The 18,845-nt window shown below is 38.8% G+C and carries 21 protein-coding genes; 5 read left to right on the forward strand and 16 right to left on the reverse strand.

Annotation, left to right across the window (positions count from 1 at the left end):
* The first annotated feature begins 23 nt into the window (after positions 1-23).
* On the forward strand, positions 24-266 hold the full coding sequence (locus tag ASC42_RS05870) for a DUF2626 domain-containing protein (protein ID WP_004889537.1): 243 nt from the start codon (positions 24-26) through the stop codon (positions 264-266).
* 30 nt (positions 267-296) lie between these two features.
* Here ASC42_RS05870 and ASC42_RS05875 read toward each other — a convergent pair whose 3' ends face one another.
* Together ASC42_RS05875 and ASC42_RS05880 are read right to left on the reverse strand one after the other, a co-directional pair.
* On the reverse strand, positions 297-1,400 hold the full coding sequence (locus tag ASC42_RS05875; protein ID WP_055440963.1) for a class I SAM-dependent methyltransferase: 1,104 nt from the start codon (positions 1,398-1,400) through the stop codon (positions 297-299).
* Positions 1,401-1,514: 114 nt separating this feature from the next.
* Positions 1,515-2,147 (reverse strand): MBL fold metallo-hydrolase, encoded by a 633-nt coding sequence (locus tag ASC42_RS05880; protein WP_055440964.1) that lies wholly within the window; start codon positions 2,145-2,147, stop codon positions 1,515-1,517.
* Between the two features lie 132 nt (positions 2,148-2,279).
* Here ASC42_RS05880 and ASC42_RS05885 point away from each other — a divergent pair, with 132 nt between their 5' ends.
* Positions 2,280-2,465 carry a DUF2759 domain-containing protein gene (locus tag ASC42_RS05885; RefSeq protein WP_032100047.1) on the forward strand — a complete coding sequence of 62 codons (186 nt, stop codon included), beginning with the start codon at positions 2,280-2,282 and terminating at the stop codon, positions 2,463-2,465.
* Between the two features lie 26 nt (positions 2,466-2,491).
* Here ASC42_RS05885 and ASC42_RS05890 read toward each other — a convergent pair whose 3' ends face one another.
* The 5 genes from ASC42_RS05890 to ASC42_RS05910 all read right to left on the reverse strand — a co-directional run bounded on the left by ASC42_RS05890 (position 2,492) and on the right by ASC42_RS05910 (position 8,348).
* On the reverse strand, positions 2,492-3,361 hold the full coding sequence (locus ASC42_RS05890) for a M14 family metallopeptidase (protein WP_055440965.1): 870 nt from the start codon (positions 3,359-3,361) through the stop codon (positions 2,492-2,494).
* 118 nt (positions 3,362-3,479) lie between these two features.
* Positions 3,480-5,342 (reverse strand): LTA synthase family protein, encoded by a 1,863-nt coding sequence (locus ASC42_RS05895; RefSeq protein ID WP_055440966.1) that lies wholly within the window; start codon positions 5,340-5,342, stop codon positions 3,480-3,482.
* A gap of 267 nt (positions 5,343-5,609) precedes the next feature.
* Positions 5,610-6,575 carry an ROK family glucokinase gene (locus ASC42_RS05900; protein WP_055440967.1) on the reverse strand — a complete coding sequence of 322 codons (966 nt, stop codon included), beginning with the start codon at positions 6,573-6,575 and terminating at the stop codon, positions 5,610-5,612.
* A gap of 7 nt (positions 6,576-6,582) precedes the next feature.
* Positions 6,583-6,792 (reverse strand): YqgQ family protein, encoded by a 210-nt coding sequence (locus tag ASC42_RS05905; protein ID WP_055440968.1) that lies wholly within the window; start codon positions 6,790-6,792, stop codon positions 6,583-6,585.
* 110 nt (positions 6,793-6,902) lie between these two features.
* Entirely contained in the window at positions 6,903-8,348 is a 1,446-nt protein-coding gene (locus ASC42_RS05910) for a spore germination protein (protein ID WP_055440969.1), read from the reverse strand.
* A 121-nt stretch (positions 8,349-8,469) separates the two neighbouring features.
* On the opposite strand from ASC42_RS05910, the gene ASC42_RS05915 reads away from it, so the two are divergent.
* Positions 8,470-9,330 (forward strand): hypothetical protein, encoded by an 861-nt coding sequence (locus ASC42_RS05915; RefSeq protein ID WP_055440970.1) that lies wholly within the window; start codon positions 8,470-8,472, stop codon positions 9,328-9,330.
* Here ASC42_RS05915 and ASC42_RS05920 read toward each other — a convergent pair.
* The 6 genes from ASC42_RS05920 to ASC42_RS05945 form a co-directional block, all read right to left on the reverse strand.
* A complete protein-coding gene (locus tag ASC42_RS05920; RefSeq protein ID WP_072242676.1) occupies positions 9,301-10,830 on the reverse strand; it encodes a rhomboid family protein in 1,530 nt (509 codons plus the stop codon). The genes ASC42_RS05915 and ASC42_RS05920 overlap by 30 nt on opposite strands.
* 59 nt (positions 10,831-10,889) lie before the next feature.
* Positions 10,890-11,075 carry a hypothetical protein gene (locus ASC42_RS05925; protein WP_055440972.1) on the reverse strand — a complete coding sequence of 62 codons (186 nt, stop codon included), beginning with the start codon at positions 11,073-11,075 and terminating at the stop codon, positions 10,890-10,892.
* Between the two features lie 76 nt (positions 11,076-11,151).
* The gene (locus ASC42_RS05930) at positions 11,152-12,102 is read right to left on the reverse strand and encodes an L-lactate dehydrogenase (protein ID WP_055440973.1); all 951 of its coding nucleotides are present in this window, start codon (positions 12,100-12,102) and stop codon (positions 11,152-11,154) included.
* Positions 12,103-12,259: 157 nt separating this feature from the next.
* On the reverse strand, positions 12,260-12,832 hold the full coding sequence (locus ASC42_RS05935) for a 5-formyltetrahydrofolate cyclo-ligase (RefSeq protein ID WP_055440974.1): 573 nt from the start codon (positions 12,830-12,832) through the stop codon (positions 12,260-12,262).
* Positions 12,833-12,886: 54 nt separating this feature from the next.
* On the reverse strand, positions 12,887-13,036 hold the full coding sequence (gene rpmG / locus ASC42_RS05940; protein WP_004889517.1) for a 50S ribosomal protein L33: 150 nt from the start codon (positions 13,034-13,036) through the stop codon (positions 12,887-12,889).
* Positions 13,037-13,116: 80 nt separating this feature from the next.
* Positions 13,117-15,501, reverse strand: a complete 2,385-nt coding sequence (locus tag ASC42_RS05945; RefSeq protein ID WP_055440975.1) for a sugar phosphate nucleotidyltransferase — start codon at positions 15,499-15,501, stop codon at positions 13,117-13,119.
* A gap of 144 nt (positions 15,502-15,645) precedes the next feature.
* Between ASC42_RS05945 and ASC42_RS05950 the strand changes: the two genes are divergently transcribed.
* A complete protein-coding gene (locus tag ASC42_RS05950; RefSeq protein WP_072242678.1) occupies positions 15,646-15,963 on the forward strand; it encodes a hypothetical protein in 318 nt (105 codons plus the stop codon).
* Positions 15,960-16,376: an endolytic transglycosylase MltG gene (locus tag ASC42_RS05955; RefSeq protein WP_055440977.1), complete on the forward strand. Its 417-nt coding sequence runs from the start codon at positions 15,960-15,962 to the stop codon at positions 16,374-16,376. Before ASC42_RS05950 ends, ASC42_RS05955 begins: the two co-directional genes overlap by 4 nt.
* 29 nt (positions 16,377-16,405) lie before the next feature.
* On the opposite strand, the gene phoU is transcribed toward ASC42_RS05955, so the two are convergent.
* Genes phoU through pstA form a run of 3 tightly spaced genes read right to left on the reverse strand, consistent with a single transcriptional unit; the run spans position 16,406 to position 18,845 of the window.
* On the reverse strand, positions 16,406-17,065 hold the full coding sequence (gene phoU / locus ASC42_RS05960; RefSeq protein WP_055440978.1) for a phosphate signaling complex protein PhoU: 660 nt from the start codon (positions 17,063-17,065) through the stop codon (positions 16,406-16,408).
* Positions 17,066-17,124: 59 nt separating this feature from the next.
* On the reverse strand, positions 17,125-17,937 hold the full coding sequence (gene pstB, locus ASC42_RS05965) for a phosphate ABC transporter ATP-binding protein PstB (RefSeq protein WP_032100059.1): 813 nt from the start codon (positions 17,935-17,937) through the stop codon (positions 17,125-17,127).
* A 26-nt stretch (positions 17,938-17,963) separates the two neighbouring features.
* On the reverse strand, positions 17,964-18,845 hold the full coding sequence (pstA, locus tag ASC42_RS05970) for a phosphate ABC transporter permease PstA (protein ID WP_055440979.1): 882 nt from the start codon (positions 18,843-18,845) through the stop codon (positions 17,964-17,966).

Genomic DNA, 18,845 nt, shown 5'->3' on the forward strand with positions numbered 1-18,845 from the left:
CGGTCAGAAAAGGAGGGATACGTATGGATCGTATGTTCCGCGTCTTGTCATTTTGGACAGGGATTTTTGCTGTCATGTTCTATCTTGGCCATATGCATACAACGTCATTATTGTTCCTCGGCCAAACAGGATTCTTTCTTTTGTTAAGCTACTTAAAATTAACAGAAAGAATGTACATTTACATTTTCGGTGCGTACTTAACGGTCTTTTTTGCCGGATTTACGTACTGGACAACATTTATGATGGTTCCTGGCATGGGCGAATAAGAAAAGCGATGAGCATACCTCATCGCTTTTTTATGTAAAAATAGGAATATTCATATTCTTTTGTTGCACCATCACTTGAAACGCTCTGCCGATATCACTCATCACTAGCGAACGAATGGCACGATTGTGTCGATGTTGCTCGGAAAACGGATTCGGATCATGATGAGCGATCAAATGATTCAAGATGCCCGCTTGCAATAAAAATTCATCTTGGCGCCATAAATGAGTAAATGTCCACCCTGCTTGTTCTCCGTAAAACCGTAACGCATCCCATTGAATATGGGTAGTGATATCCATCTCCCCTGGATAACGAAGCGGATTATCAATAAACTGATGACGATAATAACCACGCAAGCTGCCTTGTTTTCGTTCCGGATGTTTCCATTCTTCATCTGTATATCCATAGTCGACCGTAAAAATAATCGCCTGCTCAAGCGCTTGATCAAGCTGAAAGATAAATTTTTTCATCGCTAACGGAATTTCAAATCGTTGACCATCAACGAGCTGAATGTCTCGCTCTTCTAAATAGTGAACGATCTCCTCGTTTTCAAGTACATGACGTTGTTCAACAAGCTGATCGTCTTCTACTACAACGAAACATTCATATATTTGACCGTTTCTTTTCTCAATGACATGAACAGGAAACGCATCAAATAATTCGTTACTACATACAATACCAGAAAAAGGAGAAGAAAGTTCAGTAAAACTAGAGATGATACGTACGTGATCCATAAACGGAGCGAGTATTTCCGCTTGTTTTTCTCGATGATATGGACTTGTTTCAACAATTATATATTGTCCTTGTGAAAACGTTTGTGGCGATTGACGTTTCCATTGTTCTAAAACAGCATAAGCAAATCGACCTGTCCCTCCGCCGATTTCACATATAAGCGGCGGAACATCATATGTTTCTATGAAACGAATAAACACATCCGCGAATACATGCCCAACGATATGTCCTACGTTGCTCGTTGTAATAAAATCTCCTTCTCGTCCAATTTTTTCTTTTCGTCTCATATAATAGCCATACTGTTCATCATACAATGCCAATTCTATATATTGTGCATACGATAAACGTCTATTTCTCATTTTTTCTAACATTTTTTTATTCGCACCCTTTTTCACTATTGACATAGTGTTAAATTTGTTATATTGTTAATTTAGTAGCTTAACTATATCCCCTCCCATTATAGGAAATAAAACATCCCCCAAACCCCCTTCTCTGTATAGAGAAGGGAATTTTTTTGCTTAAAACCCGTTTAAAAATGGATTCGTGTCCATCTCTGCTCCTATCGTTGTTTCAAAACCATGCCCACATAAAACAACTGTTTCTTCAGGAAGAACGAGAAGTTTGCGATGTATACTTTGTAGCAATTGTTCGTAACTTCCCCCAGGTAAATCCGTACGACCTATACTTCCTGAAAATAGCACATCCCCTGATACGATTACTTGGGCGTCTTCGATATAGTATGACACACTGCCCGGCGAATGCCCTGGTGTTTCAAGCACTTGAATAGAAAAAGGACCAATCGTCAACATGTCCTCTCCTTCAAACAACACGTCAGCATCGTTTGTAGTAATCGCTTCCCCCATGAATAATAAAGATCCGTTTTTCATTGGATCAGTTAGCCAATGTTGTTCTTTTTTATGCACATACAGAGGAATAGACCAACGATTTCTTACGTCATCAACTGCCCCAATATGGTCAAAATGAGCATGTGTAAGCAAAACAGCTAGTGGCGTCCAACTGTTTGCTTCAATATGCTGAATAAGCTTTTCCCCTTCACTACCCGGATCAAAAATTAAACATGTCCCATTTTCATCGACAAGCACATACGCGTTTGTTTGCAACGGTCCTAAAGGAATTCGTTCCCACCTCATCACATTTCCTCGCTTTCCACATATATTCTATCTTTATTGTACACGAACAACATACGTTTTGCACCTCGACAAACGTAACAAAAACGATTACAATGGAAAAGGAAGAATCGGTATACATAAGGAGGGGAAGTTATGCCAACAGGGATTATTTTAGTTGTGATCTTTACGTTAGTCACGTTGCTTGCAGCTTACGGCGTAGTCCGTTCGTTGCGCGAAAAAAATTTCCTCGGCGTATTGTTCGGCATAGGAACAATTGCTGTATTCGGTTGGTTTACAATTATGACTGTTATTCATCACGGATATCCAGTTGCCCATTAAAAAGACGCCAACGTATTGGCGTCTTTTTACGTACGAGCAAGGGCAGTAACAAAAATGCCGATACTTTCGTTATAAATAGAAGGAAATTGCGAAAAAGGGAGCGGATTTACCCCTTCACCAAGTTCAATCGTATACCCACATCGCTTCCAATTGAAAATAAACCAATCACGATATCCAGCGTGACTGTCAATATATCGAACAGGTACATAACCACTCCATGTTGCAAACTCATTTACTTCTTCTTCCGCTTCAGGTGGTTCACATTGTTCATATCCCCAATAAATTTCTTTTCCTTGCGTATGAAATGCGAGCACTTTAAAAAAATTCCGTTCTTTTGTCAATGCTACCATCGCTTGCACTTCTGGTTCAGTTAGCGAAAAAAAACCAGGAAAATCACGCGGTGCAGGTGCTTTCGGAATTTTCCTTTCTTTCTCTACTTCCCACTTTACAGGAAATTGATTGTTTAAATCAACCCCTCGAATATTCGCTTTCCATTGTGAAAAATCTTCACTTCCCCCATTTATGCGCACCACTTCATCTTCATAATGTTGTGCCGCTTTTTTTCCATGTAACACAAGATCCACTCCATCTGGATTTACCATCGGAACAACGGATAAAGTTGTTTTTTCATATAATCGTTGTACATCATAGCCAAGAAGATGCTGCTTGTTCTGTAACGCTTGCACATAGTCACGAACAAGCGCCATCACAACTGCGGAAGTAATCCATTCGTTCGCGTGGAAAGATGCATTCATATGCACATATGTTTCACCTTCACCAATTTGTAATTCCACAATCGGTTTGTTTAATACACTTCTTCCGATTTCATGTATGCGAACAAGCGAATGATGTTGCAATTGATCAATATCATGCATCAATGTCGAAAAGTCGTACATTTCTCTCTCCTCCCTTACTTCATTGTATGAATGATGAATTTGTCCGTATGTATATTCTCCGTCAGGGGCTTTCACGAGCCCTTTGCATAAAAAAAGCTAGCCCTGTCGTCAGAGCTAGCTATTGTTTATTTTCCTGTTGTTTATTGTAGAAGCGCAACAAGTCTCCATATACAATTTTGTCAGAGTAATCAAGCTCTTGGCGCGCCTTTTCCATATATGGCTCACAGTAAGATCCATCGACTTCTGTTCCTGTTTTCTTATCGTAACATGCGTTTTTTGTGTATACGTAGTCTTTTGTTACGAAGCTACCGTCACGAAGAACGACAAAGTCAAGTTTATCTTTTGAGAATAAATCTTCACCAAAATGAATTTGATTGCGTGTATCAATACCAAGCAAGTGGAGCAATGTTGGTTTCACATCAATTTGTCCAGACACTTTTGAAATCACTTTCGGATGTTTATCGGTCACACCCGGAATATGGATGATCAATGGAACACGTTGTAATTGAACGTGGTCAAATGGTGTAATTTCATCCTTACCTAAATATTGAGCCATCGCTTTATTATGGTTTTCAGAAATACCGTAATGGTCTCCATACAGAATGATGATAGAGTTGTCATACAATCCTTCTTTTTTCAACTGCTCAATAAATACTTTCAACGCCTCATCCATATATCGAACCGTCGGGAAATAACGATTTAACGTCCGACTATTTGACGTATACTCCGGAACCATTTTATCTTCTTCGCCTAATTCAAATGGAAAGTGGTTCGTCAATGTAATAAATTTTGTATAAAATGGCTGTGGCAACGTTTTTAAATGTTGCACAGATTGCTCAAAAAACGGAATGTCTTTTAAACCCCAGCCAACTGAGTTTTCCTCTGTAATGGTATAGTCCGTCATCGAGAAGAAACGATCGTATTTCATTGATTGGTACATCACATCACGATTCCAAAAACTTTTATTATTTGCATGAAATACGGCTGAATAGTATCCATAGCTTTTCAATATTTCTGGCGTGGCGTTATACTCGTTTGTCGCATGCGTGAAAAAGACTGCACCACGGCCAAGCGGATATAACGAGTTTTCAATGATGAACTCCGCATCTGATGTTTTTCCTTGTCCTGTTTGATGGTAAAAGTTATCAAAGTAATAGCTTTGTTTAATAAAGTCGTTTAAAAACGGCGTAATTTCTTGCCCGTTCACCGTATTATTAATGACAAAGCTTTGTAAAGACTCCATCGAAACGACAATAACGTTACGCCCTTTTGCGATGCCAAACAATTGTTTGTTCGGTGCTTTTTCGTTCGCGTTAATGTAGTTTTGAATATCTGCTAATTCACTACTATCCGCTAATGCGCGTTGTGCTTTCGAACGTGACTGCAAAATAATATCATACACATGATAGTTGTATATCCCTAAGTTTTTAATTAACATTTCACGGTCAAACGTGCGCGTTAACAGCTCTGGCCGCTCTGTTTCCGCTAACCCTAGGTTAAATAAAGCAATGGCCACTGTCATAAGAAAATACGTGCGACGAAAACGTTTTGTCGCCGGCACATATTGAGCCATAGATACTTTTTTATACGCCATCCAAGCAATCAACACAACATCAAGGAAAAAGAAAATATCAGAAACGTTCATCAACTCAAATACGCTATTTCCTAAATCACCCATGTTGTTCGTTTGAAACAACACAGGAATGGTAATGAAGTCACTAAAAAAACGATAAAACATCACGTTCGCATACAAAACAAAAGAAACAATAAAACTTGTAATGACAATATAGCGATTACGTCTTTTCTCGCTCATAAATAAAGCGAGCCCAAAAATAAATAACAGGAAGCTTAATGGACTAATGAACAAAATAAACTCCTGCTTCCATGACTCAATTTTTATATCAAAACTATTTTTATACACTAAATATGTCTTCATCCATAAAAGTAATACCGTGAAAAAAACGAAACGGTAATTTTTCATATGTCTCCCTCCTTTAATCCATCCACATCCGATGCTTATTCTATGCTGTACGAGGTACATCCGTTTTTTTACATTTTTTTATCTTAACCAATGACAATATTAATACTTTCTTAACAAAAAAGCAACTGTTATCTTAAACTATAAACGATATAATAGACAAGTCGCGCATCCACATATGACTGTTTTACACCTTTTCTTACAAAAAGGCAAGACGTTTTTTACCGACAAATTTTCGACAAAAAAGACAGACGATCTCCTCGTCTGTCTTTATACGATATTTTCTTTCACTAACCATGCTCCACCGATTACACCAGCGTCATTTCCCAAGGTAGCGATGACAATGTCAGCAGCTTCAGCGACACGCGGGAACGCAAAACGTTTAAAATGACGAGCAACCGCTTGCGCTAACATGTCCCCTGCTTTTGATACCCCGCCACCGATGACGATTTTCTCTGGATTTAAACCGTTTGCTAAATTAGCGAGCGCTAAACCAAGATGAAAAGTCACTTCATCAACAATTTGTAGCGCTAACGTATCATTTTCTTTCGCGGCATCAAATACATCTTTCGCGGTGACGGTTCCGGACTTTTTCAAAACATCTTGTAAACAACTCGGTTCGTTCATTTGTTGTAAACGTTCTGCTGCAATACGAGCGATACCTGTCGCTGAAGCAATCGTCTCTAAACACCCTGTTTTGCCACAGTTACAAGATGCCCCTCCTTCTGGAATGGACGTGATATGACCAATTTCGCCACCGGCACCGTTCGTTCCATGAACGATTTGACCATTTACGATCACACCGCCACCAACACCTGTACCAAGCGTAACAAGAATTAAATTTTTCGCACCATCGCCTGCTCCTTTCCACATTTCTCCGATCGCTGCAATGTTCGCGTCGTTATCAACAACAACAGGAAGCCTTGTTTCCATTTCTAATCGATCTTTTAAAGGGTAGTTTTTCCACCCTAAATTTACCGCTTCATAAATGTCCCCTGTCGCCATATTAACAGGTCCAGGGGCACCAATTCCAATACCGATAAGTCGTTCTTTTGATTCATCTAATTCGCGCAACTTCTCATCAATGGCTTTGGCAATATGTGTTGTAATATGTTTCCCTTGTTCCGATTTGTCTGTTGGAATTTCCCATTTACAAATGATTTCCCCATACATATTTACAAACGCTAATTTGACTGTCGTTCCACCTAAATCTACACCAACTAACCATTGTTCCATTGTTCCTTCATCCCTTTTCTCTTTTTTCTCGTTCGATTTGTGCTTCATGACGTAAAATAAGAAGCGCCATTTGATAATCTTTTACGTCGACAAGCTGCGCTTGAAATAATTCTTTCAGTTCGTCTTCCATTAATTCTAAATCTGCAAGGCGATCACCGACATAAATAATCGTTCCGTATTTTTTTAATAATTGTTGTACATCATATACAGATTTCATTTTCTTCACCTGTCGTGTATAAGCGTTTTCAATTTACATATTTTAAATGTATAAGGAAAACAAAAGGTCGTCAAGAACTGAACAATGTCTTTGCGATATTTTTCACATTTTTACCGATCTGGATCTTTTGGATGTAAGACAGTTGGACGACGATTTTTCAATGGAATTGGGGAACGAATAAGTACATCGCGCATCCCACGATATGAAAATGGAATAAACGGCCATAAATACGGAACGCCAAACGATTGCATGCGTGCAAGCATGACTAACCATGCGGTAATGCCTACAACATAGCCAACAACACCAAATAACGCTGTTACAATCAGCAAAGCAAGGCGAACGAGCCGATTGGCCAATCCAAGCTCATAACTTGGTGTGGCAAACGTCCCAATAGTCGCCATCGCAAAATATAAAATGACTTCATTAGAAAATAGCCCCACTTCAACGGCGATCCCACCGATCATTAGTGCAGCAACAAGCCCAAGCGCTGTTGCTAAAGCAGATGGAGTGTGAATGGCTGCCATCCGTAACATATCTAGCCCAAACTCGATAAGTAAAATTTGTCCAAATAATGGAATATTACCTTCTGTTGATTTTGAGACAAATGATAAAGCGTGCGGCACGAGTTCGGGTTTTTTCATCCACATATACCAAAGCGGCAATAAAAAAATAGAAAGCCATACAGCAAGAAAGCGAACGAAGCGTAAATATGCACCAACAATCGGCTTATTTCGATATTCTTCTGCGTGTTGTAAATGATGCCAAAATGTTGCTGGTGTAATTAACACACTCGGAGATCCATCAACAAAAATAAGAACATGTCCTTCATATAAATGCGCTGCAGCCGTATCTGGCCTTTCTGTATAACGAACGACAGGATAAGGATTAAAATGCCTACCAGAAATGAATTCCTCTACTGTTTTTTCTCCCATTGGTAAACCGTCGGTATCAATTTTCGCCAATGATTGTTTCACTTCTTCGACAATCTCTGCATTGGCAATATCCTCAATATAACAAACACATACATCCGTTTTTGAACGACGACCAATTTGCATATATTCCATTCGTAATGAACGATCACGTACGCGCCGTCTTGTTAGCGCCGTATTAAATACAATTGTTTCTACATACCCATCACGTGCACCTCGAACAACTCGCTCCATGTCCGGCTCTTGAGGTCCACGCACAGGATATGTACGTGCATCAATTAAAATCGCTTTTGCCATTCCATCAACAAATAAAGCTGTCGGTCCTGCCAACACTCCATCAATGATACGTTCAAAATCGTCTGTTTGATCGAGTTCAACATACGGAAGATGCGTCCGTAACAATTTATCTAACGGTTGTTCATCTAACACATCGTCCGGCAATTCGGACAACAATTTCATTAAGTAATGGAGAATATCATCTTTGACAAATCCGTCAATCATAAATAAAGCCATATCTTTTCCTGCATAATGAACATCTAAATAAATAACGTCAAAACTTTTCCCTACTCCAAGCTTTGTTTTCATATATGAAACGTTTTCTGAAAGACGCGAAGATACGCGCTTCATTCCGATCACCTACCTTACATGGACTACCATCCATCTTTGACATATCGATATTCATTCATACATATTTCGGTTTGTATACACATACATTTTTTATAAATGTATGCTTGACCGGAGGAATGAGATGAAACGTTTCATATCGCTATTTATACTGCTATTCGTATTTATCGTCATCGTCCAAGTGTTTGAGCGGCCTGCTCGCGAGACGATTATGTTTTTTCCGATCGATCCGACCGTTCGCTTTACAACTGCCGAAACAAAATTATCACTACAATCCCAGAAAAAAGAAAACAATTATGTCGTCGATTGGATCGTCACTTCATCGCTCGATCGAACCGCTTACTTACGGCAAGATATTTCGTTATTGTTTGCTAATGGGAGGCTCATTTCCACGCAATCAAAATGGAAAGAGAATGGGAAAAACCTTATTCAACAAAAACGTCTCGAACAAAAAGGGAGCCGATTATTTCAAGCCATTTCATATCATCAAGGAGAGTTGCATAACGGTAACGATATTCGAAGCAGTCAGAAAATGAGTGGAGACACATTATATGTCATCGACTCATCTTTCGCCCCTCTTCAATCGTTTCGTAAACCAACGACAAATGAACAAAAAACATGGGCAAATACATTAAATAAACAAACGCAAACGATTGTAAACAAAGCTGCCAATGAAATGGACAAAATATTAAAAAAAGATGATTATTATCATTTGTATTTACCTGAGCTTGTTCAATATAATGAGCAACCATTTATGGATTTAACGACAAATGAGACGGAAGTGATGGTCGGAAACTTATGGGAAGGTTTGTACAAAAATTATTTTCTAGGCATAAAAAAACAGAACGGTTCGATTGAATCACCAATCGGTAGTACCGTTCCCCTCATTTTAATTAAAAAAGATTACAGTAAACTGTTTGTCGTGACAGAAACAGCAGATGGAGAGATCGTCATATTAAAACAACTGCTCGAGTTCACGAAATAATCGTTTATATTGTTCATCATTTGGATGAAGCTGCAGCGCACGTTCTGCAGCTTGTTTTGCTTGTTCATAATTTTTTTCTTCTGCATACAGTAAAGCTAAATAGTAAAATGCTTCATGAAAGCGGTCATTTTTCTGGAGCGCAGCATATAAATATTGTTTTGCACCGTCGTAATCTTTTTGTTGTATACGAATATAGGCACGTAAAAAATCTGCTTTATATGCTTCAGCATCTTGTTCATGAATGAGTGTTAACATGTGTTCTGCTTGGCCGTATTCTTGTTCATCAATATACTGCTTGGACAGCGCAAGAATGAGTGGTGCTTGATCTGCTGGTGGTCGTTGAAAACCGATATATAGGCAAATGAGCGTAACGACCGCTGTAAATAGAACAGCTAACCATTGTCCGAGACGAACACGTTCTTTTGGAAAATGGACGATGCTTGCAGCTAAAAATCCACCAATTAATCCACCAATATGGCCTGCGTTATCAATATTTGGAACAATGAGACCAAATGCTAAGTTAATCCCAATCACTGTTAATACATTCATTCCAATCGTTCGAAAAAACACATGCGGATACGCTTTTCCAAAGTAAAGCAAAGCGCCAAAACATCCAAAAATGGCACCGGACGCTCCCGCAGATACGGATGGTGAAAATAAAAAACTAGCGAGCGAGCCTGCAAAACCAGCAAAAAGATAAATAAATAAAAATCGAAACGAACCGTACAATTTTTCAACGAGCGGACCTAAATAATATAGCGCAAACGTGTTCATGAACAAGTGTAAAAAGCCAATATGCAAAACGATAGGAGTAAAAAAGCGCCACCATTCCCCTTGCAAAATAAGCGGGTTAAATTTTGCACCGTATTGAATGAGCGTTAACGTATTTGTACTTCCACCGTTCCATTCTAAAATAAAAAACATTACCATTTGCAAAGCAATAAATACATATGTAAATCTTGCTTTTCCACGTTCAAATATGCGACGCTCATTTTCGTACATGCGCTCTGCAAACGATAAAACATGTTGTTTAAATACTTGTAACTCATTTTGCAACATCGGGGAATCATCGGGTACATATATTTTCAATGCGTGTTGAAACAACATATGTAGTTCATGTAATATCGCGTACATATTGTTTTTGTGCATAACAAATGTTTGCATATGTACTCGTTCAGTCGTAAACGGACGATGAACATACCATTCCCAATCGTCAACAGGAGGATCCATCATGACGTATATGTTGACGACTTGCAGTTGGCGGCGAAATTGGCTTTTTCGCCATTCATCAACGGCAATGAGCGCACGTTGCATATCGTTTTTTAACGATATGCTCCAATCTATATCCGTTCGAACAAGACGAATGAGTGGCGCTTTTCGTTCACGTGTAGATTGCAACCAAACTTCTTGTTCATCAGGCGACATATAGACGATAGTATAGTTTTCCTGCAAAAACTGAAATATCATTTGCCAATATACAAAATCGAAGCGAATGCTCAACCTTTCCTCTCCCTTCGCTATCATACCCTTCTTTTACCACACTCTTTTACAAAGTGCAACTATTTGTACTTTTGTAAAAATAATGTGGGCATCAGGCGATGGCGAATAAACGGAATGGACATCCCCCATTGTACAACTCGCTTTTGAATGGCTTCTCGTTTCAATATTTCATTCAATAACCGATAACGAAAGCGGTAGAGAACAAGTCCTACCATCAACGTAAAGATGAATGTTTTTCCATTCAATATGATCACCCTCCTCATTGTTACCGTTCCCTTTTCTCGTTGAATTTATAAAAAGGTTGCCTCATCATGAGACAACCTATTGTAACCCAACGCGTTTCATTACATCTTTTAACACATTGGCAGAGTGAGTAAATTTTTCTTTTTCTTCTTCGTTCAATTGCAATTCGACGACTTCACGAATGCCGTTACGATTTACGATCGCTGGTACGCCAATGTACATATCGTTTTGACCATATTGTCCTTCTAAGTAAGCTGAGACAGTAAGAACGCTGTTTTCATTTTGTAAAATGGCTTTTGTTAAACGAACAAGTCCCATAGCAATGCCATAATATGTTGCGCCTTTTCGTTCAATAATTTGATACGCTGCATCACGTACATTCACAAAAATGTGATCTAAATCTTCTTGCTTATATTGTGGCTTCTCTTTCATCATATCAGCAATTGGACGGCAACCGATAAATGCATGACTCCAAACCGGTAACTCTGTATCGCCATGTTCCCCAATAATATACGCATGTACGTTACGTGTATCGACGTCGAAATATTCACCTAATAAATATCGGAAGCGCGCTGTATCTAAAATCGTTCCTGAACCGATGACGCGCTCTTTCGGTAATCCCGAAAACTTCCATGTTGCATATGTTAAAATGTCAACTGGATTTGTTGCGACGAGAAAGATGCCATTAAATCCACTCGCCATGACTTGATCAATAATGTTTTTGAAAATTTTCGTATTTTTCTCCACTAAATCTAATCGTGTTTCCCCTGGCTTTTGATTTGCCCCTGCTGTTAACACAACAATGTCTGCATCTTTGCAGTCTTCATAATTGCCAAACCAAATTTTTGTTGGGGACGGTGCAAACGGCATGCCGTGGTTTAAGTCCATCGCATCCCCTTCTGATTTTTCTTTATTAATGTCAATAAGAACGAGCTCTTCTGTCACCCCTTGATTTAAAAGAGCAAACGCATAACTCGAGCCGACAAAACCTGTCCCAACTAAAACAACACGATTCACTTTATTTGACATATTTCTTCCACCTTTCGTTTATATCATTTTACAATATGTGCATTGTTTATCTGTTTCACACTTACATTGTACACTGTTTCACAAAGTTTATGGGGCATGAATTATTAACATTTTGTTAATTTTTTCTCCTGTATAATATGAAAACGCTTATGCTGTTTTATGATTCGCTTTCACAAACAATTATTCCTTTATTCGTAATCATCTTTTGAACAGGAATGTCATGTTGTTCAATCGGCAACGTAGAAACAATTTGACAATCATATGCAAGTGAAAGGGTGTCGTTCGGAAAATCGACTAAATAACGATCGTAATATCCTCCACCGTAGCCAAGACGATACCCTTGCCGAACGAAAGCAAGACCTGGAACGAATAGCAAATCGATTTCATGTTTTTGTACTTCTCTCGTTTCTTCTACAATCGGTTCATATAAATCAAAAAAAGTACGTTCTATTTGTTGAAAACAATCAATTTCTCGAAATGTCATTTGTTTCGTTGCTACCTCGCATTTCGGAATTGCAACCTTTTTTCCTTCTTTCCAAGCGCGTTCAATAATACGTATTGTGTCTACTTCTATTTGTCGCGAAATCGTAATGCCAATCATATGAGCCTTTTTCCAACAATGTTGCTGAAATAATATGTCGTGAATGATTCTCTCTTTTTGCTTACGCTCTTCTTTTGTCATATGTAAAATGCGCTGTTTCATTTGTTGTCGCAATAATTTCTTATCCATTATCCTTCCCCCTCTTTCATAAAAAAATAAGCAGCAGGAAAAAAATCCTACTGCTTACTTCGTTTCACGATGAACTGTTGCTTTTTTGTCTCGTGGGCAATACTTTTTCAATTCAAGGCGCTCTGGGTTATTGCGCTTATTTTTTGTTGAAATATAGTTGCGTTCGCCGCATTCTGTGCACGCTAACGTAATATTTACACGCATCGTTCTTTCCCTCCAAACAAAAGTATTTTAATCACACCTTTCCATGATATCATTTTTCTTAAACAATTTCCATATCAATTTTATACGTTTTGATATTGCCGAATTTTCTTTATATAGTATTTTGTATATTCTTTTGCTTTTTGGGCATTCGTTGCTTGAGAATAAATGGTCAATGTCGGCTCATCTACTTTTGGTAAAATGAGTGTCCATGCTCCGTCTTCATGATACACTTTCATACCATCTGTAAAATCTACATGCTTGTCATACGATTCTTCTAACAATTTACGCATAACAGCCGCCCGTTCATCCCATGGGCAATAAACATCACGGCACGATAAATGAATTGTTGGAATGGACGATACAATGGTACGAAGCGAACAACGTTCCATAGACAACAAATGCAACAGTTGTACACATGCATACAGTCCATCAAAATAAAAATGAAACGGTTCATGATGATGTGCAAGTAAAAACTCCCGTCTCGTATCTTTAACATACACAATATCGCCATATAGCCGTTCTGCTAACGTGTGTAACACAGACGGTGCCCAAGCAGGAACTGCTACTTTTTTCGTTTCACTACATAAAAGAGACACTAATACATGCAATGAGATCATTTCTTCTTTCGTCAATGCGATCCCTTGCCCATCAAAAATACGAAAACGCTCCCCTGAATGGTCAAACACAATCGCAAACTGCGCTTGTTCATGATTTATTTGCTCCCGAATATGTTCATCATCGCAATTTTCTGTCCAAATGACTTCAATAGCAAACGACTGAAGTGTATGATGAATGATGTCCCGAAATAGAAGAGGGCTAGCGACGACAACTTTCCATTGCTCCGATGAAGAAAAAGCAATCCATTCACGCAATGCGCGAATATACATGTCATCATTTTCTTTTTCGTTCATTGCTCCACCCATTTCGATCGCCAACATGTAATGTTCATGTTCCATTTGTTGTGCGATAGCCCGTTCCATCGTTCGATCAATGGGAAATCCGTATTCATCATGTATGTCAATAATCACCTCACCATGTTCATTCATTGTGATAAATACTCCACCGTCATACCATTTGTGAGGAATGATATAACGAAAAGCAGGCAAATATCCTCCATCGTATATATTCGTGTACATACCATACATATGCAAACATTGAGCAAACAACGTCCCAAATGCTTTAGAAAACGGTTGATCGTCAAAGCCAATTAATATTCGACTTCCTTTTTCATGCAGACTACTATACGCCAAAGCCAGTTGTGTGATAAATAGCGGATGGGCATCGACATGTGCACGCATGCTTATCCCGTTTTGATGAAACAATACGTTCGGTCGTTTTCCCCCCCATACGACCGAATCTTTCACTTTTGTTTTTTCTGTAATTGTTTTATTCGGCCAAATTTTAACAGCGTGCTGTACTTTTACTTTATTTTCTAATTTACACTTTGCTCCAATGACCGCGTAATCAAATATTTCATTTTTTTTACCGATGTACACATCATTTGCCACAACAGCTCCTCGTAATTCACTATGTTCGTCAATATACACATCTGACCAAACAATCGATCGCTTTAACGATGCGTATTTGCTAACAACTGAACGTGGACCAACTACCGTGTATGATCCAATCGTTGCATGTGCATCGATACGCACATCATCTCCAAGAAGAAGCGGTCCTTCTAATTTTACCCCTTGTGCAACTTGAACTCGCTCGCCGACCCATACATCAGGAGCTATTTCTTTATAGTGAGAAGAAACGAAACGTTGCCGTAATAAATCGATATGTGTTTGATGATATTGTTCAATGACACCAATGTCAGACCAATATCCATCCGCTTGATAGCCATATATCGGGTACCCTTGTTGAATGAGATGTGGAAAAATATGTTGACTAAAGTCGTAAGGTGGATGTTCGGGCATGTAATTAAAAATTGCTGGATGGCAAATGTAAATACCTGTATTCACTAAATCGCTACATACTTCATTCCATTTTGGTTTTTCGACAAAATGAATGATTTTTCCGTTTCGATCTGTCACAATTCCACCGTATGAAAGAGGAGTCGCTTCGTGGTGCATAAGAACGGTAATCAATGCTTGTTTGGAGAAATGAAAATTTATCGCTTGTTGTAAATGAATGGTCGTCAACGTATCGGCACTAATGACAACAAACGTATCGTCTAAAAAAGACTGAGCATGTTTCACACTTCCTGCCGTTCCGAGTGGTGTCGCCTCTTCAAAATAATGAAGATGTACACCAAATCGTCGTCCATCCCCAAAATATTCAATAATTTCATCGCTTAAATATTGAACAGTTACAGCAATATCTGTAATTCCATATTGTTTTAACCATTCAATACTGTACTCCATTACAGGTTTATTCATCATTGGTACGATCGGCTTTGGAACATGACAAGTTAACGGGCGTAACCGTGTTCCTCTTCCCCCTGCCATAATGACCGCCTTCACAACGTATCCCCCCCAAGTGAAAGCACACTTTTTTCCATCATATCATGACAACTCTATGCGGACAATATACGAAAATTGTCGATTTTACATGAAAATGATGCATGATTGCTACATTCCTATGTATAATAAAGTGGGGTGACGAACATGATCGAATATACATTTATTGGGCTCGTTTCTTTTGCTATCATACTATTGTTGATTTCTTTTTTTCAAAAAGATCGTGTCAAAGAAGTAGAAGAACAAATCGAGCAGTTGACATTATCGACGATGCAACAATTATACGAAATAAAAAAGAGAGTCAAAGTGCTTGAAGAAGAATTGCTTGTCGGAATCGAGTCATTTTCAAATGAAGAGCAAATATGGTACTTATATAAACAAGGATGGACAAAAGAACAAATTGCTCGTAAGCTTAACATGTCGATAGATGAGGTGAATATCATGATCGCGAGGAATAATCAATGAAAAGAACAACACGTGCATTTGCGGCTGGGATGTTGTTCGCTACAACAACACTGGCTATCGTTCATTATATAACTGATGAACAGCGACAAAACGATGCCATCAGCCAGAAACAATATGAACAGCTCATTACGGAACGAAATGAACTAGCTGAAAAACTAGAAAAATTAAAAAATGAAATGAGAAAAGCAACTCCATCTCAAAAAGAAACGTACATTTATACGTTGACAATCGCTAAAGGTGAAGCAAGTCGAGACATTGCTAGACGGCTTGAGCAAGCCCATATTATTGATAATGCTCAATCATTTTTAACGTATCTTGATACACATCACTTAACGCGTGCACTGCGCCCAGGAACGTATGTTGTCACAAGCGACATGTCATATGAACAAATCGCACGAAACATAACAAAATAAGGATGTCCAACGTCGGACATCCTTTTGCTTTAATCGTTTAAATCATAATGTTTTCCCTTCACTAAATAAAACACGTTTTCAGCAATGTTTGTCGCATGGTCGGCAATACGCTCGATGTAACGTGCTGTGAACGACAGTTGCGTAATTTGCGACATCGCATCTGGATGTGCTTTAGTGCGCTCTAGCAACTCCCGAATCGTTTCACCGTACAAGCGATCGACTTCATCATCCATGTCGGCTACTTTTTTAGCCACGATGACATCTTCTTCGTAATACGCTTTTAACGTTAACGAAAGCATATTGACTGCCATTTCATGCATTTTTTCTAACTTATTTAATGACATAACAAACGGCTGTTCCCCAATTCGAATGGCTGATTTTGCGATATTAACAGCAAAGTCTGCCATCCGCTCAACGTCCGTTGCAATTTTAATGGCGACAATAATTCGGCGCAAATCGATTGCAACTGGTTGTTGTTTCGCAATTAGTAAAATGGCGAAGTCGTTAATTTCTTCATCAAGTAAATCAATTTTTGTATCGTTTTCAAGCACTTGCAATGCTAAATCGTTATTTTTTGTTTTTAACGCTTCAAACGACTGAGTTAAGGCAATTTCCGTCAAACTTCCCAGTTGTAATAATTGATCTCGCAACGTTTGTAAGTCGTAATCAAATTTTTCACGTACAGACATATTCACTCCCCCTTTTTATCATTTTGAAAAAATCGTGCGAGCGCACCCGCACGATTTTTTTATCCAAATCGACCTGTAATGTAGTCTTCTGTTCGTTTGTCATCTGGATTTGAGAATAGTTTATCTGTGTCGCTATATTCGATGACTTCACCATTTAAGAAAAATGCTGTTTTATCAGAAATACGCGCCGCCTGTTGCATGTTATGTGTAACGATAATAATACTGTAGTTTTTCTTTAACTCTTGCACAAGTTCTTCTACTTTTAATGTTGAAATGGGGTCAAGGGCAGATGTCGGTTCATCCATTAAAATAACATCTGGCTCAATTGCTAAACAGCGCGCAATACATAAGCGTTGTTGTTGTCCTCCAGACAGTCCATATGCATTCGTATGCAAGCGGTCTTTTACCTCATCCCAAATCGCAGCACCACGTAAGCTTCTTTCAACGATCTCGTCTAAAATTTTCTTATCACGAATACCATGAATACGCGGACCGTATGCCACGTTATCATAAATTGATTTCGGGAACGGATTTGGCTTTTGGAATACCATGCCAACTTGTGTACGCAATTCTTCGACACGGTACGATTTATCAAAAATATTGCGACCACGATACGTAATTTCCCCAGATGTACGTACGCTTGGCACAAGCTCAATCATTCGGTTCAACGTTTTAATATACGTTGATTTTCCGCAACCTGACGGACCGATAATAGCTGTGACTTCATTTTCGTAAATATCTAAGTCAATATTTTTTAACGCGTGATGTTCCCCGTACCATAAATTTAAGTTTTTCGTCCGATACACAACATTTTTTTCGCTTCGTTCTTCAACTTGTTTATTTTTACGTTCTTTCACAACTGTTAATTCCATTAGTAAGTTCCCCTTTCAACGCGCAATTAATAACGTTTTTGAAACTTGTTGCGAATGAAAATGGCAATCGAGTTCATAAAGATTAGCACAACGAGCAATACGACGATTCCTGCTGCCGCTACGTTTTGGAAATCCGCTTGTGGACGTGACGTCCAGTTGTAAATTTGCATCGGCATTACAGTAAATGTGTCCAAAATACCGCGTGGCAAATATGCTAAAAACGTTGGGATACCTAAAACAACAAGCGGTGCCGTTTCACCAATGGCACGAGATAAAGCTAAAATGCTACCTGTCAAAATACCAGGAATCGCTGCTGGAAGAACGATGCGATAAATCGTCTGCCATTTCGTTGCTCCCATACCATACGATGCTTCTCGCAATTGATTTGGCACGGCGCGAATGGCCTCTTGTGCTGCAACGACGATGACAGGTAAAACGAGCAAACTCATTGTTAAACCTGCTGCAAGAATGCTACGACCTAAATTCAGTTCACGAACGAAAATAGTCAAACCAAGCAACCCGAATACGATAGAAGGAACACCTGCTAAGTTGGAAATGTTCGTTTGAATAAAATCAGTAAAACGATTTTTTTTAGCATACTCCTCTAAATAAATTGCTGTTCCCACTCCAAGAATGAGAGAAACAGGCGCAACGATAACCATCAACCATAGTGACCCAACTAATCCCGCTTTAATTCCTGCGTTCTCTGGACGACGGGATGGAAAGTTGTTTAAAAAGTCGAGATTTAGCCAGCCAATTGCTTGAGTGAGTATCCGATATAGAAGCACAATGAGAACAATAAGCCCAAACAATGTTGCTAAGAAAAATAAAAACTTTAGCACGTTATTGCGTAATAGGCGGCCGTTCATATGTTGAACGACACGTTGCTTATCAATTAATTTTCCCAT

Source organism: Anoxybacillus suryakundensis, from assembly GCF_001418025.1.
Classification (GTDB): Bacteria; Bacillota; Bacilli; order Bacillales; family Anoxybacillaceae; genus Anoxybacillus; species Anoxybacillus tengchongensis.

What these genes read in the sequence shown, in the direction of transcription:
- ASC42_RS05870 (WP_004889537.1), top strand. Translation starts at nt 24, where the DNA reads ATGGATCGTATGTTCCGCGTCTTGTCATTTTGGACAGGGATTTTTGCT.
- ASC42_RS05875 (WP_055440963.1), bottom strand. Translation starts at nt 1,400, where the DNA reads ATGTCAATAGTGAAAAAGGGTGCGAATAAAAAAATGTTAGAAAAAATG.
- ASC42_RS05880 (WP_055440964.1), bottom strand. Translation starts at nt 2,147, where the DNA reads ATGAGGTGGGAACGAATTCCTTTAGGACCGTTGCAAACAAACGCGTAT.
- ASC42_RS05885 (WP_032100047.1), top strand. Translation starts at nt 2,280, where the DNA reads ATGCCAACAGGGATTATTTTAGTTGTGATCTTTACGTTAGTCACGTTG.
- ASC42_RS05890 (WP_055440965.1), bottom strand. Translation starts at nt 3,361, where the DNA reads ATGTACGACTTTTCGACATTGATGCATGATATTGATCAATTGCAACAT.
- ASC42_RS05895 (WP_055440966.1), bottom strand. Translation starts at nt 5,342, where the DNA reads ATGAAAAATTACCGTTTCGTTTTTTTCACGGTATTACTTTTATGGATG.
- ASC42_RS05900 (WP_055440967.1), bottom strand. Translation starts at nt 6,575, where the DNA reads ATGGAACAATGGTTAGTTGGTGTAGATTTAGGTGGAACGACAGTCAAA.
- ASC42_RS05905 (WP_055440968.1), bottom strand. Translation starts at nt 6,792, where the DNA reads ATGAAATCTGTATATGATGTACAACAATTATTAAAAAAATACGGAACG.
- ASC42_RS05910 (WP_055440969.1), bottom strand. Translation starts at nt 8,348, where the DNA reads ATGAAGCGCGTATCTTCGCGTCTTTCAGAAAACGTTTCATATATGAAA.
- ASC42_RS05915 (WP_055440970.1), top strand. Translation starts at nt 8,470, where the DNA reads ATGAAACGTTTCATATCGCTATTTATACTGCTATTCGTATTTATCGTC.
- ASC42_RS05930 (WP_055440973.1), bottom strand. Translation starts at nt 12,102, where the DNA reads ATGTCAAATAAAGTGAATCGTGTTGTTTTAGTTGGGACAGGTTTTGTC.
- ASC42_RS05935 (WP_055440974.1), bottom strand. Translation starts at nt 12,832, where the DNA reads ATGGATAAGAAATTATTGCGACAACAAATGAAACAGCGCATTTTACAT.
- rpmG (WP_004889517.1), bottom strand. Translation starts at nt 13,036, where the DNA reads ATGCGTGTAAATATTACGTTAGCGTGCACAGAATGCGGCGAACGCAAC.
- ASC42_RS05950 (WP_072242678.1), top strand. Translation starts at nt 15,646, where the DNA reads ATGATCGAATATACATTTATTGGGCTCGTTTCTTTTGCTATCATACTA.
- ASC42_RS05955 (WP_055440977.1), top strand. Translation starts at nt 15,960, where the DNA reads ATGAAAAGAACAACACGTGCATTTGCGGCTGGGATGTTGTTCGCTACA.
- phoU (WP_055440978.1), bottom strand. Translation starts at nt 17,065, where the DNA reads ATGTCTGTACGTGAAAAATTTGATTACGACTTACAAACGTTGCGAGAT.
- pstB (WP_032100059.1), bottom strand. Translation starts at nt 17,937, where the DNA reads ATGGAATTAACAGTTGTGAAAGAACGTAAAAATAAACAAGTTGAAGAA.
- pstA (WP_055440979.1), bottom strand. Translation starts at nt 18,845, where the DNA reads ATGGGAAAATTAATTGATAAGCAACGTGTCGTTCAACATATGAACGGC.